This is a genomic window from Elusimicrobiales bacterium (assembly GCA_041651175.1).
GTDB lineage: Bacteria > Elusimicrobiota > Elusimicrobia > Elusimicrobiales > Elusimicrobiaceae > JAQTYB01.
The window spans coordinates 67,403-93,263 of record JBAZJT010000010.1 but is presented as its reverse complement, the minus strand read 5'-3'; the positions used below and the strand labels follow the sequence as shown (position 1 = coordinate 93,263).

At 57.5% G+C, this 25,861-nt stretch carries 30 protein-coding genes, 1 tRNA gene and 1 riboswitch; of the genes, 6 read left to right on the top strand and 25 right to left on the bottom strand.

What is annotated here, in order from left to right; translation table 11 throughout:
* Positions 1-149: 149 nt before the first annotated feature.
* A complete protein-coding gene (gene rfbD / locus WC421_07255) occupies positions 150-998 on the top strand; it encodes a dTDP-4-dehydrorhamnose reductase (protein MFA5162028.1) in 849 nt (282 codons plus the stop codon).
* A gap of 398 nt (positions 999-1,396) precedes the next feature.
* Here rfbD and WC421_07250 read toward each other — a convergent pair whose 3' ends face one another.
* From WC421_07250 to WC421_07185, 14 genes are all read right to left on the bottom strand, one after another.
* Positions 1,397-2,224 (bottom strand): ADP-ribosyltransferase, encoded by an 828-nt coding sequence (locus WC421_07250; GenBank protein MFA5162027.1) that lies wholly within the window; start codon positions 2,222-2,224, stop codon positions 1,397-1,399.
* Between the two features lie 222 nt (positions 2,225-2,446).
* Positions 2,447-2,692, bottom strand: coding sequence for an exodeoxyribonuclease VII small subunit (locus tag WC421_07245; GenBank protein MFA5162026.1), 246 nt, complete (start codon positions 2,690-2,692; stop codon positions 2,447-2,449).
* Positions 2,689-3,891 carry an exodeoxyribonuclease VII large subunit gene (gene xseA, locus WC421_07240; protein MFA5162025.1) on the bottom strand — a complete coding sequence of 401 codons (1,203 nt, stop codon included), beginning with the start codon at positions 3,889-3,891 and terminating at the stop codon, positions 2,689-2,691. The genes WC421_07245 and xseA overlap by 4 nt, the downstream gene beginning before the upstream one ends.
* Entirely contained in the window at positions 3,888-5,165 is a 1,278-nt protein-coding gene (locus tag WC421_07235; GenBank protein ID MFA5162024.1) for a replication-associated recombination protein A, read from the bottom strand. Before WC421_07235 ends, xseA begins: the two co-directional genes overlap by 4 nt.
* Positions 5,165-5,452 (bottom strand): cell division protein ZapA, encoded by a 288-nt coding sequence (locus WC421_07230; protein MFA5162023.1) that lies wholly within the window; start codon positions 5,450-5,452, stop codon positions 5,165-5,167. Before WC421_07230 ends, WC421_07235 begins: the two co-directional genes overlap by 1 nt.
* A 1-nt stretch (position 5,453) precedes the next feature.
* On the bottom strand, positions 5,454-5,693 hold the full coding sequence (locus tag WC421_07225; GenBank protein ID MFA5162022.1) for a hypothetical protein: 240 nt from the start codon (positions 5,691-5,693) through the stop codon (positions 5,454-5,456).
* Positions 5,693-8,107, bottom strand: coding sequence for a phenylalanine--tRNA ligase subunit beta (pheT, locus tag WC421_07220; GenBank protein ID MFA5162021.1), 2,415 nt, complete (start codon positions 8,105-8,107; stop codon positions 5,693-5,695). Before pheT ends, WC421_07225 begins: the two co-directional genes overlap by 1 nt.
* A complete protein-coding gene (pheS, locus tag WC421_07215) occupies positions 8,104-9,162 on the bottom strand; it encodes a phenylalanine--tRNA ligase subunit alpha (protein ID MFA5162020.1) in 1,059 nt (352 codons plus the stop codon). Before pheS ends, pheT begins: the two co-directional genes overlap by 4 nt.
* Before the next feature lie 75 nt (positions 9,163-9,237).
* Positions 9,238-9,600 (bottom strand): 50S ribosomal protein L20, encoded by a 363-nt coding sequence (rplT, locus tag WC421_07210; GenBank protein ID MFA5162019.1) that lies wholly within the window; start codon positions 9,598-9,600, stop codon positions 9,238-9,240.
* A gap of 18 nt (positions 9,601-9,618) precedes the next feature.
* Positions 9,619-9,822 carry a 50S ribosomal protein L35 gene (gene rpmI / locus WC421_07205; protein ID MFA5162018.1) on the bottom strand — a complete coding sequence of 68 codons (204 nt, stop codon included), beginning with the start codon at positions 9,820-9,822 and terminating at the stop codon, positions 9,619-9,621.
* A gap of 4 nt (positions 9,823-9,826) precedes the next feature.
* A complete protein-coding gene (gene infC / locus WC421_07200) occupies positions 9,827-10,360 on the bottom strand; it encodes a translation initiation factor IF-3 (protein MFA5162017.1) in 534 nt (177 codons plus the stop codon).
* Positions 10,361-10,907: 547 nt separating this feature from the next.
* Positions 10,908-11,888: a class II fructose-bisphosphate aldolase gene (locus WC421_07195; protein MFA5162016.1), complete on the bottom strand. Its 981-nt coding sequence runs from the start codon at positions 11,886-11,888 to the stop codon at positions 10,908-10,910.
* Positions 11,889-11,979: 91 nt separating this feature from the next.
* Positions 11,980-12,399, bottom strand: a complete 420-nt coding sequence (locus tag WC421_07190) for a response regulator (protein MFA5162015.1) — start codon at positions 12,397-12,399, stop codon at positions 11,980-11,982.
* Positions 12,400-12,407: 8 nt separating this feature from the next.
* Positions 12,408-12,479, bottom strand: a tRNA-Phe gene (locus WC421_07185).
* 90 nt (positions 12,480-12,569) lie between these two features.
* Positions 12,570-12,637: riboswitch (Fluoride riboswitch) on the top strand.
* A gap of 90 nt (positions 12,638-12,727) precedes the next feature.
* Here WC421_07185 and crcB point away from each other — a divergent pair.
* From crcB to WC421_07170, 3 genes are read left to right on the top strand one after another with little or no spacing between them, the layout of a single operon-like run.
* On the top strand, positions 12,728-13,102 hold the full coding sequence (gene crcB, locus WC421_07180) for a fluoride efflux transporter CrcB (GenBank protein ID MFA5162014.1): 375 nt from the start codon (positions 12,728-12,730) through the stop codon (positions 13,100-13,102).
* Positions 13,103-13,112: 10 nt separating this feature from the next.
* Positions 13,113-14,396 carry a DUF190 domain-containing protein gene (locus tag WC421_07175; GenBank protein MFA5162013.1) on the top strand — a complete coding sequence of 428 codons (1,284 nt, stop codon included), beginning with the start codon at positions 13,113-13,115 and terminating at the stop codon, positions 14,394-14,396.
* Between the two features lie 3 nt (positions 14,397-14,399).
* Positions 14,400-15,041 (top strand): RNA pseudouridine synthase, encoded by a 642-nt coding sequence (locus WC421_07170; GenBank protein ID MFA5162012.1) that lies wholly within the window; start codon positions 14,400-14,402, stop codon positions 15,039-15,041.
* 243 nt (positions 15,042-15,284) lie between these two features.
* Here the strand turns inward: WC421_07170 and nadA are convergent, their stop codons facing one another.
* The 8 genes from nadA to WC421_07130 form a co-directional block, all read right to left on the bottom strand.
* Positions 15,285-16,316, bottom strand: a complete 1,032-nt coding sequence (gene nadA, locus WC421_07165; protein MFA5162011.1) for a quinolinate synthase NadA — start codon at positions 16,314-16,316, stop codon at positions 15,285-15,287.
* Between the two features lie 8 nt (positions 16,317-16,324).
* Entirely contained in the window at positions 16,325-17,344 is a 1,020-nt protein-coding gene (locus WC421_07160) for a PDDEXK nuclease domain-containing protein (protein ID MFA5162010.1), read from the bottom strand.
* A 155-nt stretch (positions 17,345-17,499) separates the two neighbouring features.
* Positions 17,500-18,411 (bottom strand): hypothetical protein, encoded by a 912-nt coding sequence (locus WC421_07155; GenBank protein MFA5162009.1) that lies wholly within the window; start codon positions 18,409-18,411, stop codon positions 17,500-17,502.
* Between the two features lie 127 nt (positions 18,412-18,538).
* Positions 18,539-18,835: a nucleotidyltransferase domain-containing protein gene (locus WC421_07150; protein MFA5162008.1), complete on the bottom strand. Its 297-nt coding sequence runs from the start codon at positions 18,833-18,835 to the stop codon at positions 18,539-18,541.
* Positions 18,828-19,241: a nucleotidyltransferase substrate binding protein gene (locus WC421_07145; protein MFA5162007.1), complete on the bottom strand. Its 414-nt coding sequence runs from the start codon at positions 19,239-19,241 to the stop codon at positions 18,828-18,830. The genes WC421_07150 and WC421_07145 overlap by 8 nt, the downstream gene beginning before the upstream one ends.
* A 40-nt stretch (positions 19,242-19,281) precedes the next feature.
* On the bottom strand, positions 19,282-19,983 hold the full coding sequence (locus WC421_07140; protein ID MFA5162006.1) for a glycerophosphodiester phosphodiesterase family protein: 702 nt from the start codon (positions 19,981-19,983) through the stop codon (positions 19,282-19,284).
* Positions 19,971-20,831, bottom strand: coding sequence for a PHP domain-containing protein (locus WC421_07135; GenBank protein MFA5162005.1), 861 nt, complete (start codon positions 20,829-20,831; stop codon positions 19,971-19,973). The genes WC421_07140 and WC421_07135 overlap by 13 nt, the downstream gene beginning before the upstream one ends.
* Positions 20,828-21,052: a NifU family protein gene (locus tag WC421_07130; GenBank protein ID MFA5162004.1), complete on the bottom strand. Its 225-nt coding sequence runs from the start codon at positions 21,050-21,052 to the stop codon at positions 20,828-20,830. Before WC421_07130 ends, WC421_07135 begins: the two co-directional genes overlap by 4 nt.
* A gap of 82 nt (positions 21,053-21,134) precedes the next feature.
* Between WC421_07130 and WC421_07125 the strand changes: the two genes are divergently transcribed.
* Entirely contained in the window at positions 21,135-21,596 is a 462-nt protein-coding gene (locus tag WC421_07125) for an ATP:cob(I)alamin adenosyltransferase (GenBank protein MFA5162003.1), read from the top strand.
* A gap of 145 nt (positions 21,597-21,741) precedes the next feature.
* Here the strand turns inward: WC421_07125 and WC421_07120 are convergent, their stop codons facing one another.
* The 3 genes from WC421_07120 to WC421_07110 are packed head-to-tail and all read right to left on the bottom strand — an operon-like array spanning position 21,742 to position 24,715.
* Positions 21,742-22,911 (bottom strand): hypothetical protein, encoded by a 1,170-nt coding sequence (locus WC421_07120; protein MFA5162002.1) that lies wholly within the window; start codon positions 22,909-22,911, stop codon positions 21,742-21,744.
* Positions 22,908-24,197 carry a serine--tRNA ligase gene (serS, locus tag WC421_07115; GenBank protein MFA5162001.1) on the bottom strand — a complete coding sequence of 430 codons (1,290 nt, stop codon included), beginning with the start codon at positions 24,195-24,197 and terminating at the stop codon, positions 22,908-22,910. The genes WC421_07120 and serS overlap by 4 nt, the downstream gene beginning before the upstream one ends.
* A complete protein-coding gene (locus WC421_07110; GenBank protein MFA5162000.1) occupies positions 24,194-24,715 on the bottom strand; it encodes a hypothetical protein in 522 nt (173 codons plus the stop codon). Before WC421_07110 ends, serS begins: the two co-directional genes overlap by 4 nt.
* Before the next feature lie 534 nt (positions 24,716-25,249).
* On the opposite strand from WC421_07110, the gene WC421_07105 reads away from it, so the two are divergent.
* Complete coding sequence (locus WC421_07105; GenBank protein ID MFA5161999.1) at positions 25,250-25,861, top strand: PTS sugar transporter subunit IIC; 612 nt, start codon at positions 25,250-25,252, stop codon at positions 25,859-25,861.

Here is a 25,861-nt window from a genome sequence, read left to right as displayed (position 1 = left end):
ACAGAATTCTGCGCGAAGCGGAGGAAAAAGACACGGTAAAATCAATCAAAACGGGAGGCATGGCAAAAAATATCCCGACGGAGCCACGACGAGAGATTTCAGGCTCATTATTCAATTAGAAAATGCTCTGTTTTATGATATTGTCTGCCATGAGAGTTTTTCTGACCGGCTCCAAAGGCCAGCTTGGCGCCGCCTTCCTGGCGCGTCTTGAAAGAACCGGCGCGGACTGCGCCGCTTATGACATAGACACGCTTGACATAGCCGATGCCGCCAAAACGGCGGAGGCTGTGTCCGCCTTCAAGCCGTCGCTGATAATCAACTGCGCGGCCTACACCGTTGTGGACAAGGCCGAAACCGCGCCGCAGGACGCCTTCCGCGCCAACGTGCTGGGGCCGCAAAACCTGGCCGCCGCCGCCAAAAGCTGCGGCGCAACGATTGTGCATTTCGGCACGGATTATGTGTTTGACGGCGCAAAAGCCGCGCCGTATATAGAGACGGATCCGGCAAACCCGCTGAATAATTACGGACGCGGCAAGCTGCTGGGCGAGGAAGCCGTGCGCGAAAGCGGCGCGCGCCACCTGATTTTAAGGCTCAGCTGGGTATTCGGGCGGGGCAGCCAGAATTTCATGTTCAAGCTGCGGCAATGGGCCGAAAAGCAAAGCGAATTGAAAATTTCAGACGACGAGATTTCCGTCCCCACATACACCGAAGACATCGCGGAGATAACGTTGAAAGCGGTTGATTCCGGCATTTTCGGCCTGCGGCATCTGGCCAGCGGCGGCTTCTGCTCTCGCTACGAGTGGGCGGAAAAGGCCCTTGCCGCCATGAACATGAAAAGAACCCTCATTCCCGCCAAAACCGCCGATTTCAACCTTCCGGCGAAAAGGCCGCTTTTCTCGGCCATGTCAAACGCCGCCATCAGCAGGGAGCTGGGCATTGAAATACAGCACTGGAGCCTGGCGGTGGAAAAATTCACCCGCACGCTCCGGCAAACCTGAATGTTTCAGTTGGATTGCGGGATTCTGCGAAAAACTGCTTTATGCTGCCTTCACAAAATTATTTTTTCGCGCAGCGAAGCGCGCGCGGATAATTTTGTCCGGCATTAGACTTGCTCCCGAATAAGGTTTATGAGGCAAAAAGACAGGATTTTGGCCTGCAACGCAGCGGACAGAGGCGAGCACACTCCGGCGGGGTGTGTAAGCCGATGGCCGCGAAGTTGCAGGCCAAAAGCCGTGATTTTTGCCCAAAAAATTATTCGGGAGCAAGTCTATTATTTCGCGCTTTTTCGCCTCGGTCCCCACGCCAACTGAAACTTTCAGGCTATTTTTGTTGCTGTTATCTTCTCAATAATTTCTACCGGATTGAATAATTTGCAGATTATAAATGTGATTTCGCACTATTTCCGAGACAGCGTGTAGTTCCGCCAGAAGTCCAGGACGCGTGCTGGTATGTCGGATTCACAGGAATCAGAGCACAATTGCACCAGACATAAATCCATGTCTGGATTGAAATGAAGCGTTCGCGTGTCCATTACTCTAAATGTGGCTCCGTGCGGCAGTATAACCTCGTATTCGCCCGCATTTATGAGAATTCCTTTATTTCCAGGACTGCCGGAATAAATAACAAGTATGGCACGGCGGGCGGTTTTATCATGAATTAAGCCTAACACGAAATGTTTTGCCACGGCATCATCTAGCGAGGTGGAGACATAGGCCTTGTCTATATACTCTTCGCTGGGTTCATAGCTTTTGTTTCCATGAAATTTCATGGTTATGCCCCGAAACATTACCATATTGTACGGCAAAGCCGGCACTTTCACGAAAAGTCCATCCATATTCCTGACAATTCTCGCCGCCCGTTCTGGAGAAATCGTCGTCCAATTATAGGCCGCCGGATAGAGCCGCAAATAATTGTTTATATCCTTGTAGTTTGAAGTAGCAATCGTCTGGTCCGTATATTCATTGAGCGCGCTAATTTCGTCTGCCGTTGCGCCAAAAAGCGAAGCATTGTATCCAAGTTGTGCGTATAACTGTTTGAAATCATATACGCGAAGACAGTTTTGGGGTGCGTTTGAGCGTGTATATTCAAGATATCTTGATGAAGACTCGACCCAGCTTAGTTGTTCGTATTCAGCCTTAACGGAGGAACCCGCGACGGCATTGTTTTGGATAATAAATGAAATAGCGAAGACTGCTATCACAATTTTTCGTATTGTAATCGTCATTTCGCTTTCTCCCTGAAGGCAAATTTTAAATAGCCTAACTTTTATTCTGTGCATCTGCCAGGGCCACATGGCCCGCGTTTTTGGAATCAGCAGTTGACCAAGCACTTGGACCAACGGGGACAGTATACTATTGGGACCAAAGGGGACAGTATCCTAAATTGGGTTTTTGGCTTATGGAGCCGCAAGCTGGTATAGACGTGCCTTTATTTTCATAACGACACGCTATTGCTGTTCATCGGTTTCCGGCTCGAATGGTTCGGTTTTTATTGCGCCTTGGGGGGTGCGGGTTAGTTTTTCTATTTTCAGGCGGACTTCTTCCAGTTTTGCGGAAAGTTCGTTTGAGAGGGTTGTGCCTTCCTCAAACATTTTTAGCGATTCTTCAAGGCCGGTCTCGCCGGATTCCAGCTTTTCCACTATCTGTTCAAGCCGGGTGAGTTTGGCTTCAAAACCGTTGGTTTTTTTGGTCATATCGCAGTCTTAACCTCGCAATCTAATTTGCCTTTGCGCAATTCCACTTCCACGCGGTCGCCCGCAGACGATTGGGCCGCGTCGGTGAGTATTGCGCCGGATTTTCTCACTATCGCGTAGCCGCGCGATAAGACCGACTTCGGCGCAAGCGTTGAGAGCTTGCCTGCCGCCAGTTCCAGCCTGCGGCTTGCGCCGTCGGCTGCAGCGCGCATGGCGGAATGCAGTTTTTCCGCCAGCCGGTCGGTTTCCTGAGAGCGCTCTCGCCAGAACGCGGTTATCAAATCGGGCAGTCTTGCGGCGCGGCCATACCTTGCGCTTATGCCGGAATAAAACAGGCGCAGGCTCTGGCCCAGCCGCCGCTCCAGCTGCGAAACATGGGCCAGAACGTCCTGCCGGTTTTTTACCACCAGCTCGGCGGCGGCGGAGGGCGTGGGCGCGCGCAAATCCGCCGTGAAATCGGCTATGGTGAAATCGGTTTCATGCCCGACGCAGGAAATTACCGGAATTTTGGACGCGGCGATGGCGCGGGCCACTATTTCCTCGTTAAACGCCCATAAATCTTCCATGGAGCCGCCGCCCCTTCCGACCAGCAGCACGTCTGGAAGCGGGACCAGTTGGTTCAGGTCCGCAATGGCGCGGGCGATGTCTTTCCCCGCGCCTGGGCCCTGCACCAACGACGGGGCTATTATGACCGACAGCCCCGCCCCGCGCCGCGCCAGTATTGAAAGCATATCGCGCAGGGCTGCGCCATGCTCGGATGTTACAATGCCGATGCACGAGGGGAATTTCGGAATGGGGCGTTTTCTGAATTCGTCGAAAAGCCCCTCGGCGGCCAGCTTTTTTTTGAGCTTTTCAAATTCAAGGCACAGTTTGCCCTGCGTTTTCGGGCTGGCGCGACGCACTATAAGCTGGTATCTGCTCTGGCGCCCGTACGCGCTTATCTGGCCGAAAGCCTCAACCTGCAACCCCTCGGCAAGTTCGGCCCCGCCGTTTCTGGCCCAGCCTTTGAAAAATACCGCCGACAGGACCGCGCCGCCGTCCTTTAGGTCAAAATAGACATGGCCCGACGCGGCGGTTTTGAGGTTGGAAATCTCGCCCTCCACCGTTACCGTGCCGATGGCGCCCTCCAGCATGTCTTTTATGACGCCGCTGATTTCGGTTACGGTGAAAACTTTTTCTTCCGGGAAAAATCCGCTCATTTTCTTAACTTCTTAAGCCGCTCGGCGATTGCGGCTTCGCGGCCCTCGCCGGAGGGGTTGTAGAAGATTTTATGGTTCGGCATATATTCCTGCTTTACGTGATGTCCGGGAAAATTGTGCGGGTAAAGATAGCCTTTGCCGTGGCCGCGCGCCTCGCCGTCCAGGCTGGCGTCGCGCAGGTGAAGCGGCACCTCGCGCGCGGGGCCGGTTTTTACTTCCGCCAGCGCGGCGTCCACCGCCAGATACGCGGCGTTGGATTTCTGGGCGCAGGCGGTGTAAACAGCCGCCTGGGAAAGCGGGATGCGCGCCTCCGGCATTCCCAATACTTCGGCGGCGTTGAAGGCGGCCTGCGCCAGCAGAAAAGCCAGCGGGTCGGCGTTGCCCACATCCTCGCTGGCGCAGATTAAAATGCGCCGGGCGATAAAGCGCGGGTCCTCTCCGGCGGCGAGCATTTTCGCCAGCCAGTAAACCGCCGCGTCCGGGTCAGAGCCGCGCATGGATTTTATGAAGGCCGAAATATGGTCGTAATGCTCGTCGGACGAGCGGTCGTAGCGCACGGCCCGCTTCTGAATGGATTCCTCGGCGACGGCAAGCGTGATGGCGCGCTTTCCCCCCTTGCCGTAAGGGGTGGTCAGCGCGGCAAGCTCCAGCGCGTTGAGCAGCTTGCGCGCGTCGCCGCCGGACTGGGCGGCCAGAAACTCCGCCGCGTCCGGCTCTATTTTAAGGTGGAACTCCCCCAGCCCGCGCTCCTTGTCCCGCGCGGCGCGCTCCAGTATGGCAAGCAAATCATCCTTCCCCAGCGGCTTGAACTCAAAGATTGAAAAACGCGACACAAGCGCGTTATTGATATAGAAAAACGGGTTTTCGGTGGTAAGGCCGATAAGCGTGATTTCTCCGCGCTCCACAGACGGCAGCAAAATATCCTGCTGCGCGCGGTTGAAATGATGGATTTCGTCCAGTATGACAAGAATTCGCTTTTTCGGCAGCAGCCCTTCGGAGGAGGCGCGCGCCCCGGCTAGGATTTCTTTCAGTTCCGCCGTGCCGGCGGCGGCGGCGTTTATTTCGCGGACTTCGGATTCGGTTCTGGCGGCTATCAGCCGGGCCAGCGCGGTTTTGCCCACGCCCGGCGGGCCGAAAAAAACGGCGGAGCGCACCCTGTCGGCCTCCGTCAGCCGGCGCAGCATTTTGCCGGGGCCCAGTATATGCTCCTGCCCGGAAAACTCGTCCAGCGAGCGCGGCGCAAGCCGCGCCGCCAGCGGGATGCCCTGTTCCATCAGCGCGACAGCGTGGACTGAAGCTGGTCTATGACCTTGTCCAGGTCCTTTTCTCCCAGCCGGGATTTGGATTCGGTTTCCTGGCGGAGCTGGTAGAGTTCCGCGGCAAAACTCATCGCCGCCAGCAGCGCCAGCTTGACGGTGTCCACATGCCCGGTATCGGCTTCGATTCTGGCGATGCGGTCCTCCACCTCTTTGGCGACAATGCCGACCTCCAGCTCCTCCAGCCCGTCAACGGAGACGCTGTCCAGCTGTATCCTGTTTATGGTAACGCCGACTTTGGGCATATCAGCTTCCCCTTCCGGCGGCTTTGTCCAGCCGGGCGCAAACCCGTTTGAGTTTGGACTTCACCTCGTCGCGCCAGAGGCGCAGCTCCCTCAGCTGCGCCGCGCCGGACTGCATTTTCTCAAGCTCGCGCGAGAGGCCCTTGACCTCAAGCCGCAGCGCCTTGTTTTCCGCCTCGCTTTTGCGCAGGCGGACACAGGCGTCCGAAACCAGCGCTTCAAGATTGCGTATTTTGTCCCGCATCAGCTTCTTAATTCAGCGGAGAATTTGCCTTTAAGCGCCTCAAGCGCGGCGGCAAAGGCGGCATCAACCTCTGCGTCCGACGGGGTGCGGTCCATGCGGGTAAATGTCAGGCGCAGGGTCAGGCTTTTTTTGCCCTCCGGCATTCCCTTGCCTTCGTAGACGTCGGTCAGTTTCGCGTCGGCGATAAAGCCCGCGCCGGCGGATTTTGCGGTTTTTGCGATATCCCCCGCCGCCGCACCGGCGGCCACCAGCACCGACATGTCCCGCCACGAGGACGGAAACTGAGACACCGGCTTTAACCCCTCCGCGCCCGGCCTGCATTTCGCGGCGGCCTCCGCGGAAACGGAGAAAACCCAGTTTTCCGCGCTTTTCAAATCCATCTCTTTTGCCGCCTGCGGGTGAAGCTGGCCCAGATAGCCGGCGGGCTTTGCGCCGCAAATGATTTTCATCGCCAGCTTGGGATGCAGGAACGCGGGAGGCGCGGCGTCCGGTTCAAACCGTATGCCGCAGCAGCAGCCGGCCAGCTTTTCGGCCACGCCCCTGATATGGTAAAAATCCAGTTTTTTAACGCCGCCCCAGTAAATCTCGGACGGCCAGGAGCCGCTCATTATCCCGGCGCATGTCAGTTCCTCGCGCAAATCGCCGTCATAGGTTTTGGCGATTTCAAAAAACGCGGCGCAGCGGACGCCCCGGTTCTCGTTATAGGCCAGGTTTTTGGCCAGGCCGCAGAGCAGGTCCGGGCGGAGATATTTCATCTCCTCTGAAATCGGGTTGGCAATCCCGGCGCAGCGCGCGGCGGCGAAACCGAAGGCGGCAAGCTCTTTGCCGGAGATAAAATCGTAGCTGTAGGTTTCAAAAAACCCCAGGTTGCAGAGGATGTCGCGCCATTTGTCGGACAGGACCTGCGCGGCGGGCGGGGCGGAAACGCAGACCATGGCCGCGCGCGGCTGGTCGGGAATGCAGTCAAAGCCGCCCAGCCGGGCGACTTCCTCGGCGATATCCCAGCGGTTTGCAATGTCCCGCCGCCAGGAAAGCGCGGGGAATCTCCAGACCGCACCCGTATAAAGCTCCGGCTGAAGGCGGCGCAGCAGCTTTTCCATGCGCCCTGCCGGCAGGCCGGAACCCAGTATCGCGTTAATCTGCGCGGGGGTAAATTCCACGTCTGGCGCGGCGGTTTTGCCGGGATAGACGTCGCGCATGGCGGATATCGCGCCGCCGCAGCACTGGATGATAAGCGACACCGCCCTGTCGGAGGCGAATGCGGCGGCCTCCGGGTCGGTTCCGCCTTCAAAACGTTTGGAGGAATCGGTGTGCATGTTGAGCCGGCGCGCGGTTCTGTGTATTCCGGCGGGCGCAAACCATGCGGCTTCAAGAAAAATATCAGTCGTGCCGTCAGAAACCATCGTCTCCGCGCCGCCTATAATTCCGGCAAGCGCGACGGCTTTTTCCCCCGCGGCTATCACCAGAGCATCGCCGTCAAGCGAAAGCTCGCTGCCATCCAGCGCGGAAAATTTTTCCGTCAAGGCGGAGGCGGATCCGGTTTTTATCTCGCAGGCGGGGATGGCAGGGTTGGCGGCGCAATTGGCGCGCCGGACATTTACCGGGCCGGGCAGCTTGTTCAAATCAAAGGCGTGAAGCGGATAGCCAAGCTCGTGCAGCACGTAATTTGTGGCGTCTACAAGGATATTGCGCGGCTTGACGCCTATGGCTTCCAGCCGTTTTCTAATCCATTCCGGCGACTGGGCGGCGCGCGCGCCTTTTATGACGCGCCCGGCGTAACGCCCGCACAAATCCGGCGCGGCGACGGAAACCTCCGGCGCGGCAAGCGAAGGCTGCGGCAGCTCCGCCGCAGGCTTTTTCAGCGCAAAGTCCTGGCAGGCGGCAAGCTCGCGGGCTATGCCGTAATGCGACAGCAGGTCCGGGCGGTTGGGAAGGATTTTGACGTCAAAAACACAGTCCGGCTCGCCGAAAAGCCTTGCGGCGTCGCAGCCGGGGGGCAGCGCGGAATCCAGAATTAAAATCCCCTCGTGCCCGCCGTTTTTGGCGCCAAGCTCGTCCGGCGCGCAGAGCATTCCCTCGGACTCTATGCCGCGGATTTTGCTTTTTTTAAGCTCGCCGCCCGGCAGCTTCGCCCCGACCAGCGCAAGCGGCACCTTCTGGCCCTGCGCGATATTTTTGGCGCCGCAAACCACGGTTTTCCTGCCGGAGCCGGTTTCAACCTCCACCAGCGAAAGCCTGTCGGCGTTGGGGTGGCGGTCCACCTTTATAATCTCGGCCACTATGACGCCGGAGAAGCAGGCGCCGGTTTTCTCCATCCCTTCAACTTCAATGCCGGCGGCGGCCAGCAGCTCCGCCGTGCGGTCAATATCCGGCAGGGCGGTGAAATCCTTAAGCCAGCTGTAAAGTATTTTCATGGCGCGAATTGAGACAGGACGCGGACATCGTTTTCATAAAAAACACGTATGTCGTTTATGCCGTAGCGCAGCATGGCAAGCCGCTCCACCCCCATGCCGAAGGCAAACCCGCCCCACTGCTCCGGGTCTATTTTGACGGCTTTTAGGACATTGGGGTGAATAACCCCCGCGCCCAGCATTTCAATCCAGCCGGTGGATTTGCAGACCGGGCATTGCGTTTTGCCGCCGCAGAAGACGCATTTCAAATCCACCTCCACCCCGGGCTCCACGAAAGGGAAATAGCTGGGGCGGAAGCGCACCTCGGCCTTTGCGCCGAACAGCGCGCCCATGAACTGGATAAGCGTCGCCTTCAAATCCGCCATGCCGGCGGTTTTGTCCACATAAAATCCCTCTATCTGGTGGAAAACGGGGGAATGGCCCGCGTCTATCGCGTCCATCCTGAAAACCCTGCCGGGCGCCATCACCCGCAGCGGCGGGGTTTTGCCCGCCATATACCGGATTTGCACGGGGGAGGTATGCGTCCGCAAAAGCCGGGGCTCCCCGCCGCTTTTGACATACACGGTATCGTGCATATCGCGGGCGGGATGATTTTCCGGGAAATTGAGCGCGCCGAAATTGTTGAAATCGCTTTCTATATGCGGCCCGTCGGCCCACGCGAACCCCATGCGGGAGAGGATGCCCGTCATCTCGCGCAGGGCGAGCGTGAGCGGATGCAGCCGGCCCTGCGGAAACGGAAACCCGTCCAAACTCAAATCGGCGGAGACTTTGCCCAGCTCACTCTCCAATGCCGCGCCGGCAAGGTGTTTTTCCCTGCCTTCGAGCTTCGCCGTCAAATTGTTCTTGGCGGCATTGCCAAGCTGGCCCAGGGATTTTCTCTCTTCAATCGGGAAATCTTTGAGGGTTTTAAGAAGATTGGTGAACTCGCCGTTTCTGCCCAGGAAACGGACCTTGGCGGCTTCCAGCCCCTCCGCCGTGCCGGCGGCGTCCGCAGCCTCCGAGAAGCCGTTTACTATGCGGGAACATTCTCTTTCCCATTCGTCGCGTGTCATAGTCATGGAGGGAGAGCCTTTTCCCCTTACAAATTCAAACGCGCGTTCCGCCTTGCGGCGAAACGCGCGCGGAAGATTACGCTATTTCGCCGTTTTCAGCGCCGCACCGGCTATCGCCGCAAGCTGCTTGAAGGAGGCGGGGTCCTTAATCGCCATCTCGGAGAGCATTTTGCGGTTGAGCGTGATACCGGCTTTCTTGAGGCCGTTTATAAAGCGCGAATAGGAGAGGCCCTCCTCGCGCACGGCGGCGTTGAGCCGGGTTATCCAGAGGCTGCGGAAATTGCCTTTCTTGTCCTTGCGGTCGGTAAAGGCATGGGTGAGCGACTTGGATATCTGCTGCGTCGCCATTCTCAGGCGATGGCTTTTATCACTGTAATAGCCCTTGGTGAGCCTGAACAGCTTCTTTTTTCTTTTGTTGCGGGGAACGCTGTATTTAATTCTCATAACTCTCCGTACTCTCCGTCAATCGTAAGGCAGATAGGCCTTGAGCATTTTCGCTTCCGCGGAGCTTTTACCGTGAACCGCGCCGCGCCGCAGGTTTCTGCCGCGCTTGGACGACATCTCCACCAGGCGATGCCGCCGTCCGGTCTTGGCATGGGTCCACTTGCCCGATGCCGACCTTCTGAATCTCTTTTTCGCGCCGCTGTGGCTTTTGAGTTTTGGCATAAAATCAGTTATGTCCTTTGGGCGCCAGGGTGATTGACATCCTGTTGCCCTGAGTCTGTATTCCGCCGTCAACCGTGGCGGTCGGCTCGAACCGGACGCGCAGCTGCTCTATCAGGTTGCGGCCCAGGTCGCGGTGCTGGTTTTCGCGGCCATGGAAAACCACGGTCAGGCGCACCTTGTCGCCCTTGCCCAGGAACTCCTCCATATGGCGGACCTTGGTTTCAAGGTCGTGGGAGGCGATGCGCGGCTTTATCCGCAGTTCCTTAAGCACGCTGGAGCGCTGCTTTTTGCGCGCGTCCCGCTGTTTCTTGTCCTGCTCGTAGAGGTACTTGGAATAGTCCAGCACCTTGCACACGGGCGGCCTTGCCTGCGGGGCTATTTCAACCAGATCCAGCCCGCGCTCCCTGGCCAGTCCCAGCGCTTCCTGTATGGGCTTTACGCCCAGCATCGTCCCGTCAACATCCACAACGCGGACGGGAGAAATGTTTATCTGATGGTTCCTTCTCGGACCGTAGTGCCTGCTGCGCTGCTGTTGGATATGCCGCCTCTCTTGTGCCGGGGGATTGCTCCCCGAAATCTCCCCGCAAGGGGACTGCCATAGTTTAGCAATCTTTCGTCGTCCGCGTCAATGAAGCCGCCGGTCCGGTTCTCGCCACCGGCTGCGAAAAATGGGTAAAATTTCCCGAAACCGCATGAAAGCAGATACGGCGACATACGCCGCCGGCCCGGATTACCGCGCGGACATAGACGGCCGCCAGGCTTGCCGGGTTCGCCGCGCAGAAGGGGATTTGCCTTACGCGGCGGCAGCGCGGCGCTGGCGGCATACAGAAACTACAAACCCTCCTATTCCAGCCCGTGCTTTACCTGAAAATTTCAGTTGGCCGCGGGATTCGGCGAAAAATCGCTTCATACTGCCTTCACAAAATTATCCTTTCGTGTTGTGAAGCACGCGCGGATAATTTTGTTAGGCATTATCTCGCGCTTTTTCGCCCCGGTCCTCGCGCCAACTGAAACTTCCGGGCAAATCCGGCGCGCGGGATGTTGCCACAGGCAACATCCCGCGCGCAAATAAGCGACAGACTTAATTAATACCGCCCGGCGCTGCCAAGGACAGTCTCGTTCTTGGACATGTACATCTTGACCAGTTCCTCGCGCGCGGGACCGAGGTATTTGCGCGGGTCGAACTCCGCCGGTTTTTCGCCGAACACCTTGCGGATAACCGCGGTCATCACCAGCCGCCCGTCGGAGTCTATGTTGATTTTGCAGACCGCGCTCTTGGCCGCGCGGCGCAGCTGCTCCTCCGGGATGCCGACGGCGTTGTCCATTTTGCCGCCGAACTTGTTTATCATGGCGATATAATCCTGCAAAACACTGGACGCGCCGTGCAGCACTATCGGGAATCCGGGAATGCGCTTTTCCACCTCTTCCAGAATGTCAAAGCGCAGCGGCGGCACGGTTTCGCCCGGCTTGAGCTTGAATTTATACGCGCCATGGCTGGTGCCGATTGAGATGGCAAGCGAATCCACGCCGGTCTTTTTGACGAAATCCTCCACATCCTCCGGGTTGGTGTAATGCGAATGCTCGGCGGAGACCTCGTCCTCTATCCCGGCCAGCACGCCCAGTTCGCCTTCCACCGTAACATCGCGCTGGCGGGCGTATTCCACCACGCGCTTTGTGAGCGCGGCGTTCTCCTCGTAAGGCAGGTGGGAGCCGTCTATCATCACCGACGAGAAGCCGCTGTCTATGCAGGATTTGCAAAGTTCAAAACTGTCGCCGTGGTCCAGGTGCAGGGCGGCGGGAACCGGCTTGCCCATCTCCTTCATCATCTCCAGCGCGCCGCGGCCCATCCAGCGCAGCAGGGTGGCGTTGGCGTAGTCGCGCGCGCCCTTGGAGACTTGCAGTATCACCGGCGAGCGGCTTTTCACGCAGGCCGCTATTATAGCCTGAATCTGCTCCATGTTGTTGAAATTGTAGGCGGGAACGGCGTAACCGCCCTCCATGGCCTTTCTGAACATCTCTTTGGTGTTTACAAACCCGAGTTCTTTATAGGAAACGGCGTTGCTCATGGCGGCCTCCGTGAAGTTGCGTATGGGACCAGCCCCTGTTCCGGCGGTAAAGGCGCGGGCGGACCCTATGGGAATTCTACAAAAAACGGGGTTACTTTCGCGGGGATTTGCGCTTGCTGCTCAGCCAGGCGCCCTGCCGCGGCGGGCGGGGAAGCGCGGCGCGGACGGACTCCAGAATGCTGTGCCTGTCCGACGGCTTGGTGATATAGGAGACTGCGCCGCTGAGCATGGCCTCGTTTATCTCCTTAAGCTGGCCGAAGCCGCTTAGCATCACTATCGCGGCGGAGCGGATTCTATCGTCGCCCTTGATTTCGCGGCAGACCTGTATGCCGCTTTTGCGCGGCATCTTGATGTCCAGCAGCACGAGGTCGGGATGCAGCCTGCGGGCCAGGCGCAGCGCCTCGTCGCCATTATAGGCGACGGAAACCTTGTAACCCTCGTCCTTGAGAATTTCGGAAAGGAGAGCAACTATCTGCTCGTCATCGTCGGCTATGAGTATCGTTTGCTGCATAAAAAAATTGCCGCGGGTTGGAATTGAACCAACGACTCCAGGTTTTTCAGACCTGAGCTCTACCACTGAGCTACCGCGGCGACGAAGATATTCTACACATTTCCGCGCGCGTCCTCAACCGGAATTTGGCCCGGAAAAGGGTGTTGACAGGGCGGCGTTCATATTGGTTGAATCTGGATGGCGATGGAGTTCGCCTTTAACTGCCGGGATTTTTGCGGCTGATGACTCCTGTAACTTAGCGGTTGCAGGGGTTTTTTTATGCGCGGACGGGAAAAAGAGACGCCGGCCCGGCAATGCGGCGGAAACGCCAGCGCCGGATGATAACCTTATGGAAAGAATACTGATAGTGTTTATCGGAGGAGGAATCGGCTCGGCAACGCGGTATCTGGCGACGGTTGCCGCCGCGAAACTGGCCGGAACGGACTTCCCGTGGGGAACATTGTTCGTCAATCTCGCCGGATGTTTTATAATAGGCGTTATGCTGGCGATTGCGGAGAGGACGGAGCTTGCGCCTCCATCCTTCCGGCTTTTTTTTGTCGCCGGCTTTCTGGGCGGGATGACGACATTTTCCAGCTACGCCATGGAAACCGTGTTCGCCGCGCGCAGCGGCATGGCGGCGGCGCTAATCAATATCGCCGCCAATAACATAGCCGGAATTGCCATGGTTGTTTGCGGCATGAAACTGGCCAGGCTGTTTATTTAGGGAGGAGCTCATGTCTCTGCCATACACTGTCGTACGTATTTTCACCAGCGAGGAAGCGCGGCATGGCGGCAAGCCGCTGCATCATGCGGTCGTTGAATTCATTCATGGCCTTAAAATTTCGGCCCGCTGCCTCGTAGCGAGGGCGGCGGACGGCTGTTTCGAAAACGGCGACATCGCCGCCTCCGGGATAGAGGCCCTTTCGCACAACATGCCGCTGGAAATCACGGTGATAATGCCGTCGGGCGAAAAGGACAAGGTCATCCCCGCGCTTGAGCGGATGGTGGAGGACGGCATAATGATTGCGGAGGAAAAAGACGTCCTCCGGCACAAATGCCGCAAGCGGCTGATACCGCGCCACATGCGCGTGCGCGACGTGATGACGCCGAATCCGAAAACCGTGCCGGCCACGGCCTCCGCCGCGCAGCTTTTGCGGCTGCTCTGGCAGGCGGGATTCCATTCCGTGCCGGTGGTGGACGCGGACGGCCGTCCCGCCGGCATGGCCACCAACGGCGATTTGGTGCGGCGGGCCGATGTTCCGGTCAGGCTGGGTCTGATGGAGGAGTTTGACGCGCACAACCTCAAACCGCTGGAGGATGCCCTGGAAAAACTCCCTGCAAGCAGGGTGATGACATCCCCCGCCGTTACCGTCCCGGAGGATGAGTATCTGGACAAGGCGGCGGACATCATGCTGCGCCATAAGCTGAAGCGGCTGCCGGTTACCGGCGGGGACGGCAAAATAACCGGCATCCTGTCGCGCCTGGATATTTTCAAGACCATTCTGGACAAGAACCCCGACTGGCGGAGTTTCCGGCAAAACAGGCTGGCGGACGCAAGCGGCAGAACGGCGGGACAGGCCATGCGCGGGGACACTCCGGTTCTTGCTCCCGATGCGCCGCTAAGCCGGGCGATAGAGCTTATAGAAAGCACGGACATAAAACGTGTCGCCGTAACAGACAGCGACGGGAAACTGCTGGGGCTGATATCGGACAGCGCGCTTCTGTCCGCCGTGGCCGGACGGCGCGGATTGTGGGATTACCTGTCAATGCATCTGCCTTTTCTGTCCCATGCCGCCGGGGACAGGGAGGCCGCCGCCCTTAGCGCGAAAACGACGGGCGATATAATGAGCAGGGACGTCATCTCCGCGCGGGAGGCCGACCCGCTGGAAGACGCCGTGAAACTCATGGTGGACAAAAAGCTCAAACGCATTCCGGTAGTGGACGCCGCCGGCGTGTTCCGCGGCATGCTGACACGGGACTCCATTCTGCGCGCCGAGCTGCATTCCCATGAAAAATAGTCCATGGCCATGCGAATAATCTGCGACAACGAGGATTTTCTGGCGGCGGACAAGCCCGCCGGGCTGGCTTCCATACCGGAGCGTTCCGGGCCCGGCGTCCCCTGCGCGCTGACGGAACTGGAGGCGCAGCTGGGGCGTAAATTGTTTGTCATCCACCGGCTGGACAAGGCGGCAAGCGGCGCAATTCTATTCGCCAAAAACGCGCATGCGCACCGGCTGATATGCGCGCTGTTTGCGCGGCGGGAAGTGTCAAAGCGCTACACCGTCCTTGTCTGCGGGCTGCCGGAACCGCCTTCGGGCAAGATAAACCTGCCGCTGCGCAGCTTCGGTTCCGGCAGGACGGCGGTGGACCATGCGCGCGGGAAACCGTCGCTGACCGCGTATTCCACAATCCGGCGGTTTGAGCGCTGCGCGCTGATGGACGCGCGCATAATAACCGGCAGGCGGCACCAGATACGGGCGCATTTTTACGCCATAGGACATCCGGTGGCGGGGGATTTGCGCTACGGAGACAGGGCCGCGCAGTCCGCTTTCCCGCGGCTTATGCTGCATTCGCGCGAAATCGCCTTTAATTTCAAGGGCGCGCCGGTAGCCATAACCGCTCCCGCTCCGGAGGAATTTGAACTGGCCGCAGCGACTTTTTGAAATCCCGCCGGTTGCCGCGGAATTCCGCCGTCCGTCTTAACCTGAAAGTTTCAGTTGGCGCGAGGACCGAGGCGAAAAAGCGCAAAATAATGCCGAACAAAATTATCCGCGCGTGCTTCACAGCACGAAAAGGATAATTTTGTGAAGGCAGTATGAAGCGGTTTTTCGCCGAATCCCGCAATCCAACTGAAACATTCAGGTTAAGACAATTGGCTTGAGAGAAATGGGGAGGCCGGCAGACTGCTATCCGGCCAGTTTGAACATCATTTCCAGCGCGCGGCGGGCTTTGCGGGCGGTTTCCTCCGGCGGCGGGGGGATTTCCAGTTCCGGCCCCGCGGTTTCGAGCGCGGCAAGTATCCGACGCAGGTCCGTCAGCTTCATATACGGGCACAGGCGGCACATGGCTATGAAATTTTTGTCCGGGAATTTCATTTTCGCCAGCTCGCCAAGCCCGCATTCGGTTACCAGCATATAAGAGGGGGCCGGATTGCGCTCTATGTATTCCATCATGCCGGAAGTGCCGCCGCTGAAATCGGCCTCGCGCAGAATCTCCGGCGGGCATTCGCTGTGAACCAGTATTCTGACGCCTTCATTCTGTCCGCGCAACTGGCGCAATGCCGCCGCGCTGAAATGTTCGTGAACCGAACAGCTGCCGCGCCACAAAATGATGTCTTCGCCCGGTTTTTTGCCCAGCGCGGCGGCCAGATTGGCGCCCATGAACGCGTCCGGCAGGAAAATGACGCGCTTATGCTGCCGGAAATAATGGCGCAGTATGGTTTCGGCGTTGGCGCTGGTTACAATGCAGTCGCTTTCCGCCTTGACCTCAACCGCGGTGTTGATATAGGTGATGACCGGCAGCCCCGGATGCCGCGCCCTCAGGCCGCGCACATCGCCCGCCGTGATTGAATCGGCCAGGGTGCAGCCCGCTTCCGGCGCGGGCAGCAGCACGGTTTTGTCCGGGGAAAGGATTTTGGCGGTTTCCGCCATGAATTTGACGCCGCAGAAAACAATGGTTCCGGCCTGCGACGCGGCGCAGAGCTTTGCCAGCCGGTACGAATCTCCGGTGAAATCGGAAACTCCCGCCAGTATTTCCGCCCGCTGATACACATGCCCCGCGATGACGGCGTTTTTTGCGGCTTTCAGCCGGTTGATGCGCAAAGTCAGCTGCGCCACGGCGCGCAAGTCGGCCTCCGGCGAGGCCAGCGCCAGCCCTGTTGCTTCCAGCCGCGCAACCTCCGCCTGAATTTCTGTTTCGGAAAATAGTGTCGTGTTCATGGCTTTGGCTACCGCAACCCGTTAAGCAGTTGCGCCGCCTGCTCCGGCGAAGGGAGCAACCCCTGAAATTTCCTCGGCAGCCTGGAAACCATATCGTAAGTTGAAACGCCTATCGGCTGATTGCTGCGCTTGAGGGCGTATTCCACAACCATTCTGTTTTTGGTTTTGCACAGAATAATGCCTATGGACGGGTTTTCGTCCCTGGTTTTGACTTTTTCATCCAACGTGGCGAGATAAAACTGCATTTTCCCGACGTATTCCGGCAGGAATTTCCCGATTTTAAGCTCAACCGCCACGAGACATTTCAGATGCCTGTGATAGAGGAGCAGGTCAATAAAAAACTCCTCGCCGTCCACCTCAAGCCGGTATTGATTGCCGACAAACGCCAATGTCCCGCCCATCTCGCGCAGAAACGCGATTATCTTGTCCGTGATGGCTTTTTCCAGTTCACGCTCGGAATGTTCGCCGCCCAAATCCAGAAAACCGAAGGTATACTCGTCCTTGACGGCAAGTTTCGCCTGGTTCCGGATTTTAGCGGGCAAAGTCTTGTTGAAGTTGGTTTGATTCAGCAGGTATTTCTCGTAGGTTTTGCCTTCTATGTTTATCGCCAGAACATTTTTTGTCCAGCCGAATTTATTCGCGGCGCGGATGTAAAACTCGCGTTCCGCGCTGTCCTTGCACTTGCTCATTATCACCAAATTATGCGCCCAGCCTATTTCTCCAACCAATGGTTGGAGTTTTGCGTCGCCGGAGTATTCCATGAAGAACTGCCGCATGTACCACAAATTTTGAGTTGAAAACCCGGCTGTTCCGGGAAATTCCTTGCGCAAATCCAGCGCAAGCTTTTCCACGATGGATTTGCCCCACGTCTGGCCGCGCTGCGCTGTTACAATGATTTTCCCGATGTCCCAATATAGCGCCATAAGCTCGCGGTTCACCGCTTTTAACGCCTGATACTGAGCGGAGCGTATCCGGTTTTTAATTTCGTTTAACAGAGCGGGGTAATTCTTCGCGATAAGCGGTTTCATCGGCTATTCCTCCGTCACATCCTATTTCTCCAACCAATGGTTGGAGTTTTCCTCCGCCGGAGTATTACATGAAGAACTGCCAATTCATCCAAACAGTTATTCACCTCCAGTACACTGAAACCCTAAAGCTCCCCATAAAATTTAGTTTTTAGTCATCAATGTTCTAATTCCTCTATTGAGGTATCAGCCTGTAATACGATTGAACACTGTTGCACACATGCATAGATGGCTTCAATAATTGCATATTTACCTTTCTTGACCGTACAATGTCTGGAGAGCAGAAACGTAAATGCCTTTATGAAATACAACATTGTGTAATTGGAGTGATCTATGATGTCTTTAACATCTCTAGTAAGCGTGCCCATTAACAAAGGCACAAGTTCATCATCAGTATCAAAAGGTGATCCATGACTGCCTAATGTACACGCTAATAGGCTATTGTGGACATAATCAGTATTCCTATTTTTTGCGCGTTCAAGGTAGTCATAGACATCTGTGCCAAAGTGCAAGAGGGAATCGTCCATTTCCCTGATGGTTTTCAATAAAATTGCTGGTGTAAAATTTCCGAACCATACTTTAAGGCGTTCTTTTTTAGGCAAATCCTCGCCTAATTTGCGATACAGATTGAACTTATTATTGTCATACAACAACACCATCAGTAGCCAAGACAGTTCATCTGTGGTGCGGAGTAAACAATGCGCTTGTTGAGTTAACCCGTCTTCCGCCAATCGAAGAATGGCTAAATAGTAGTTTATTAGAGAGTCAAGTTGATTGTGGATAATGAATCCTTTCAGCGTGCCTGAAGTGCCATTTACTGTGTCTATAACTATGCTGGGCCCAGACGGCTTTTTCCTTTCTTTCTTTACCTCGGTTCCATGTCTTATGGCATTTGATAGAATTCGCAAATAGTACATGCACAAATAAGAGAAATCTATTTGCTTGCCAAATTTGCTTCTGATTGTTTTGTTGCTAGATATTCTATTTTGAAAAAACTCCTCATCGGGAATGGTGAGGAAGTTATCGCATGAAAGATTTTTATCAAGAAACGGGCGTAATGTTTTTATCACTTGCGCACGAAATTCTGTATTAATAGGGAATGTCATATATACTTTCTTAACTCATCTTGATGGGGCGCAATCGCCAGAAGCATGTTCATGTTGAATTGGCTTTAAATCACGGGACTTGAACTGAATTCTATAAGAATATTTCTGCATGCTTGGCCTCTATGATTTTTTTGAATTCCGGGGAAATTGAATGCCAGTCTAGCGCGTCCACCCGGAACGGGAGGTCGGATTCGGCGAAGTCCTCGCGCAACGCGGACAGGGTGGCGATGTCCAGCTTCTCTTTTGCGATTATTGCAATGTCCAAATCGGAATATTCTTTGGGCGTTCCCGATACGCGCGAGCCGAATGCCAATGCCCGCTCTCCCGGCGCGCGGCGGGCCAGAATTTTTTTTATGGTCTGCAACTGCGCCGGAGTAACTTTAATCATTCCGTTCCTTCAGAACTTGCAGGAATTTGGCCGCGTCGGCTTGGAAAACGGAGGCTATGGCGAAAATTTCATCGGCTTTGCCGGAATCGTAAGTGTGCGCGGTTTCGTTGCGCGCGGCGTGATACTTCATCCATTGGCTTACATCCGTAATCAGGCGGCTTTCTGCGGCGAGGCGGAACAGTTCATGTCTGGAAACGCCGTCAACATACGAACCGCCCACATTGTTTTCCAGCCAGCGTTTCATAAATTTCCAGCAAAGCTCATAGGTGAACTCAAAATTCTGGATAACGCCGGCCCGCATGGCTTCAAGCATATCCTTGTCGGCGGTTTTGCCGGAGGACGCCGCTTTCAGCGTCCTGTCCAGCAACGCGACCGCTTTTTCAAAACTGGTTAAATCCATTTTCATAAACCCTCCATCCTGATTGTGTGTTTTTTGCCGGATACAATCAATCCGTGCCGCCGATTTTGTCCCAGCCGTTTTGGCAGATGTCGGGGTTGTTGGTGAATACGGCGTCTGCGCCCATGCACTCCAGCTCCAGCGCCTGGTCGCGCTCGTTGACCGTGTAGACGAAAACTTTCAGCCCCGCCTTGTGCGCGGCGCGCATCATTTCCGGGGTTGCGCGGCGGCGGCTTATGTTGACGCTTTCCGCCTTCAGCCGCTTTGCCAGCGCCAACGCGTCTTCAAACGAAGCGGCGCCCTGAAGCACGCCCAGCCTTGTTTCTGAATCCAGTTCGCGGACTTTTACGAGGCTGGGATGGTGGAAACTGGATATCGCGGCGCGCCGCGCCCAGCCCATGCCCGCGGCGGCAAGGCAGTCCAACGCCTTCTCCTCAATTCCGGCGTAGACGCCGCCGTCGTTTTTGATTTCAATATTGAGAAACCCGCGCCGGCCCAGCAGCCGCAGCACATCCTCAAGCAGCGGAACGCCCAGCTCCTTCAGCGCGTTATAGGGCATTTCCGCCACTTTATCGGGGCGGTTGTGCAGCCTTTGCAGGTCCATGTCGTGGAAAACGGCCAGTTTGCCGTCCGCCGAAAGCTGGATGTCCAGCTCAAAGTTTGCCATACCCATGCTTGCGGCCAGGGAGAAGGCGTCCAGCGTGTTTTCCGGCGCGTAGGCGCTTGCGCCGCGATGGGCTATGAATTCCATACGAATTTTTCCACGGACGCGGCCACCTCGTCCCTGAGCTTTTCCGGCAGCGGCGCCCCCAGCGAGGCGGTGCGCCCGCTGTCCGGGCCGTGATAGTCGGAACCGGCGGTGGCGAAAAATCCGTATTTAACGGCCATTTCCAGCAATTTACGGGTCATATCCGCGGAGTGTGAGGGGTAGAAAACCTCAAGTCCGGCAAGGCCGGCGGTTTTCCACGCGGGCAGTTCCAGAACGGGCAGCACAAGCCCCGGATGCGCCACCACCGCCGCGCCGCCTGCGTTTGTTATGGCGGCTATGGCCTCGCATGCGTCCAGCCCGCCGGAGGGCGCATAGCCGGGCTTGCCCGGGTCCAGATATTTCCGAAACGCATCGCTGCGGCTGGAGGCATAGCCCTTGGATTTGAGCAGGTCCGCTATATGCGCGCGGGAAAGGCTGCCCCGCGCCAGGCCGCGAATCTCGGCGTAGGAAATATCCACCCCGGCGGCGGCAAGCTGTTCGGTTACGCGCCGTATGCGCGCGTCGCGCCGGGAGGCGGCCTCTTCCAGCGTTTGCAGGAACCGTTTGTCGCGGTGGTTTACGCCGAGACCCAGTATGTGCAGGTAATCGTGCTGCCGGGTGCTGATTTCCACGCCGCCGATGAAGGCTATGCCCAGAGATGAGGCTTCGGCAGCCGCCTCGTTGAGGCCGGAGACCGTGTCATGGTCCGTAAGCGCCCACAACCGCACGCCGCGCCGGGCCGCCTCCCGCGCGACCTGAGCGGGAGGCAGCGTTCCGTCCGAGCGGTCCGAATGGGTGTGAAGGTCCAGCTTCTCGCCCGCCTTCATGCGCGCGGGCGCGCGTCCGCTCACGCCGGCAGGACCTGCTTTACTTCGGGGACTTCCTCTTTGAGTTTGCGCTCCACAACCATTTTAAGCGTCATGGCCGCGCCGGGGCAGCAGCCGCATGCGCCGGCCAGCCGCACGCGCACCACTCCGGCGGCCTCGTCAACGGAGACAAGCTGCACGTCGCCGCCGTCGGCCTGAAGCATGGGACGGATTTTGGCAAGGGATTTTTCCACTTTGTCTTTCATATCACGTTTCCTCCGCTTGTTACAATAATATATCATTTGAAGCCCGCCGGAAGCCTCTCTTTGGGCGGGACAGGGAATTTTAATGAGCAAAACGGGAGACGCGGGCCTCACCTCCCTCTGCGGGGGCGTACGAGTCCGCAAAAATCATCCGCGCATATGCGCGCTGGCCGCGCTGGACGAACTGTCCTGCGCGCTGGGCATGGCGCGCGCGCTGCTTTCCCGCGCCGGCAGGCGCGGCGTTGCCTCTAAAATACTGCGCGCGCAGGAAGATATAATAATCCTCTGCGGACACATAGCCGGAAAATCCGCCCCGGCGGAGCTGGAAAGGCGGCTTGCCCGGCTGGAAGCCGAACTGGCGGCTTCGGGGCCGGCAAAACCCGGTTTTGTCATTGCCGGAAGAACGCCGGAAGAGGCCGCATTGCACTGCGCCCGCGCCAAATGCCGGACGGCGGAAACGCTGCTGTGCGCGCTGCGCGCGGGCGGGCCGGCGGGGAAATATATCAACCGGCTGTCGCTGTACCTGTTCCGGCTGGCGGGTGATTAACCTGAATGCGGCGGGAACCGGCGCGGCGGTTGGCGCAGGCAGTCCGGCGCAGAATTTGACGGGCATACCCGCGCGGCATGAATATTACGTTCTCCGCCGGCGAATTCCGCCGTCCAAACTGAGGAAAACAGGCAAACGGCGGATGTCAGGGCGGGGGAAGCTGGCCGGGGTTCTGCTCCGCCGCATAAGGCTTGCGGAGATAGGCGGTTATATAGTCCCTGAACCCCCAATGGTCCTGGTAGCCGAGGGCGCGCTTGTAATCGGCCACGGCCTTTTTGCGCTCGCCCTGCAAATCGTGTATGTTGCCGGCCCGCACCACCGACCATACCGCCCAGCGGTTGGGTTTTTCCTTTGACGGAGGCTCCGCCCGGACGAAGGCCTCCAACGCCTTGTCCAGCTTGTTTTCGGCCAGATAGGAGGTGCCAAGCGCTATAAGCGCGCGCGGGGTGTACATCGCGCTGTAATTGGCCTCGCCTTTTTCTATGCGGCGCAGGTATTCCTCGGCCTCGGCGCGCACTTCCTCCCATTTGCCGTTTTCGTAAAGGCAGACTATTTCCACGAAATGCAGCATCGGGTGGTTGGGGGACTGCTTGCGCAATTCTTTTGCCCATTCAAGCGCAAGCGCGGGGTTGGCGTATTTGCTGCCGGTCTGGGTGTAAATCTCTATCAGCAGCAGCTTTGCCGCCGTGGCGGTGTAATGCCCTTTTTCCCGGACGAGGTTCAGATACTCAAGCCCCTTTTTGGGGTCGCCGCTGACCAGAAACTTGGCCAGTATCCGTATGACCGCTGGCAGTGTTCCGGCATAATACTCGTACATCCCGGGGCCCAGATACGCGTCGTAATACTCAGAGTCCAGCTTGATGGCGGTCTTCATGTGCTTAAGACCTTTGCGCCCGGTGAAATACGCGCGTATCCAACTGTGCTTCATAAGCGCCAGCCGGCTGCGCAACCCGTACATCCCGCCCACGCAGACATGCGCGCTGGCATCTTCGGGATGCTTTTTAAGCCAGGCCTCGCCCTTGTCTATGGCCTCGTCGGTTTTTTTCTCGTAAAGTTCGTCCAGCGCGGGGTTGCTTTCCTCCTGCTGGTATTCCAGCCGGCCCCATTGCGACATCGCCAGCCCGAAATACCCGTAGGGCTGGCCTGGGTATTTTTCCAGAATTTCGCTGAAATCCTTTTCCGCGCCGTCAAAATCAAGCTGGTGGATAGAGGTTATGCCGCGCATAACCAGCGCATCCAGTTCGGGCGGCATTTTCTCATAGGCCAGCGCGTCGCCCGAAAACAGCAGCGCGGCGGCGGCGATTATTCTTTTCACGCCGGCTCCTTTGTTATCTTATCCGCGCCGAAATAGGGCCGCAGCGCGTCTGGCACGGTTACCGAACCGTCGGCATTCTGGTAATTTTCCAGTATGGCGGCGAATGTGCGCCCCACCGCCACCCCGCTTCCGTTGAGGGTATGCACAAATTCCAGCCCGTTGTCCGCCCGGCGGACGCGGGTGTTCATCCTGCGCGCCTGGAAATCCGTGCAGTTGGAGCAGGAGGATATTTCGCGGTAGCGGTTTTCCGAAGGCATCCACACTTCCACGTCATAGGTCTTGGCCGAGGAAAACCCCGTATCCGCCGTGCAGAGCATGACCACCCGGTGCGGCAGTTCCAGCGCGGCCAGCACGGACTCGGCGTCGCGGACAAGCTGCTCCAGCGCGTCCATTGATTTTTCCTTCGCAGCCAGCCACACCAGCTCCACTTTATTGAACTGGTGGTTGCGTATCAGCCCGCGCGTGTCCTTGCCGTAAGAACCCGCCTCCTGCCGGAAACAGGCGCTGTAGGCGGCATATCTGAGCGGCAGCTGCTCCTCTTTGAGCGTCGCGCCGCGGTGCATGTTTGTCAGCGGCACCTCGGCTGTGGGAATAAGGTAGAGCCCGCCGTCTCCGGCGATTTTGTAAAGGTCCTCTTCAAATTTGGGAAGCTGGCCCGTGCCGGTGAGAGTTTCCGCGCTGACGATAAACGGCGTGAACATCTCCCGGTAGCCGTTTTTGCCGTGCGTATCCAGAAAAAACGAGATGATGGCCCGCTCCAGCCGCGCCCCCGCGCCTTTTAGCAGCGCAAAGCGCGAGCCCGACAGCAGCGCCGCCGTCTGAAAATCCAGTATGCCCAGCTTTTCGCCCAGTTCGTGATGGTCCAGCGGCTTGAAGGAAAATTCTTTTTTGCCGGCGGTATTTTCGCGGACCACTTTGTTGTCCGCCTCGGATTTGCCGACGACGGTTGTTTCATCCGGCGTGTTGGGAATGCCCAGGGCGAGGGCTTTGGCCTCCGCCTCCATGGGCGCCAGCGTTTTTTCAGCCGAGGCGGCTTCATCCTTAAGTTTGGCCGCCTTTTCCGCAAGCTCCGCCGGGGGAGGCTGTTTCTGCGCGCGGAATTTGCCGATTTCGGCGGAGATTTTTTTGCTTTCGGCGCGCAGGCTTTCCGCCCGGGTCAGCGCGGCGCGGTGCAGGGCATCCTTGGCAATCAAATCCTCCAACGCGGGGAGGCCTTTGCCGCCGCGATTTTCCGCGGCCTTGCGGAAATAATCCGGGTTGGAGCGCAACAGCTTCATGTCTATCATAAAGGTTTCACCTCCACTTCCGCCTCGCCCATGCCGGCTGCGAGGTTGCCGCCGCGCCGCGGCTCCAGCATTACGGAGGCGCGCAGCCTGTCGGGCCGGAAGCCGGTTTTGACCAGCCGCTTGAGGTACACCTGCAATTCGGTGTGGGGCACGGTTATTTCCACCGTTTTCCCCGGCGGGATTTTGGACACCCGCCGCTCGTCTATTGAAAAAGGGACCGTCCATACGCCCGGCTCCGCGGAATCTTCCCGGACCAGCCGCATGGCAAAAGCGCAGCGCAACACCACCGCCTCCGCCGGTTTGGCGCCGGAGTTTTCCACCCGCACCACAAGCCGCAGCATAACCGGCAGCCTGCCGGTTTTCAATACGGGGACGGACGCGGAGTCCGAATAAGCCGTTTTGCCGGCGGTTTTAGGCGCAAAGGCCACCTGCCATTTGGTTTCTTTCACAAGCAACTGGGCGGACGCGCCGCCGGGGGCAATAAAAAATAAAGCGGAGCAAAGCGCGATTTTTAGCATAACGGTTTATTTTACCAAATTGCAGCCGTCCGGCGGGAAAAGGCGGTGCCCCAGGTTGCAGGTAAATAGAAATGCCCTGTACGGCATCACCCGTTTTTTGAAAAGCTGTGGCGTGTTGGCAAACGACAGTCAAAACGGAATCAAACCACCAAACACACGAAAGGGGAGTAAAAAATTCCGGTAGTTGTTCCCGCCTCGTTCCAGAGCCTTTTCGTGTGTTTCAGGAACGCTTCGCGCGGTTGTTTTCGGCAATACGGGACAGCAAAATACGGCATTGTGAAAAAATGGATGATGTCGTGAAATGCCATGTTGCTGACCTTGTCGCTGCTGTGTCGTTTTGAACACAGTTCAAGTGCGTAAAACGCCGGCGACAGGCTGATGGATAAAACACGGGAAGAGAGTCTGCACGATTTTGATGTAAAATGAAAGGTGCAAGGGTACTTCGCGCATCAGAAGGGACGCAAGCCGTAAATCGTAAAACCGTATGCAAAAAGTCGTGATTTTTGCCCAAAAGCTTATTCGGGAGAAAGTCTTATGATAGGCGGGATAGCGGCTGTTTCCGCCGCGGCGGCGGCGCTGGAATTGGACTCGGTTCAGGCGGGACAGTTTCTGTTTTCCCGCCCGTCCGTTGCGGGCGCCATATTCGGAATCATGGGCGGGGATTTCCTGTCCGGCGTGCAATTGGGCCTGTGCATGGAACTGCTGACCATAGACCAGGTGCCGGTGGGCGGCTATGTCCCGCCAAGCGGGGTGGTGGGCGCGGCATGCGCTTTCGCGCTGCACAGGTGGGCGGGGTTTGACAGCGGGTATTCGTTCCTGCTCGGTTTTATTCTGGCGAAGCTGTATCCGTTTGTAGAGATTAAAATGCGGCAGGAACGCTCCTCCTGGAACGCGCGGCTGGAAAGCGCCACGGAAACGGACGCCTCGGCTGCGGGGGGCTGGGTCGCCAAAGCGCTGGCCCAGCAGGCGGCGCTGGTGTTCGTGTTCGTGTTTTCCGGAATTTGCCTGGCCGTCTGCGCAGGCGGCGCTGCCTGGCTTGCCATGCCGGCAAAAATAAAGCCGGCGTTTATGACGGCTTACCGCGTGGCCCCCTGGCTGGGGCTGGCCGCGCTTACCGCCGCGCTGCTGCCGCGCAGGGGAAACTGA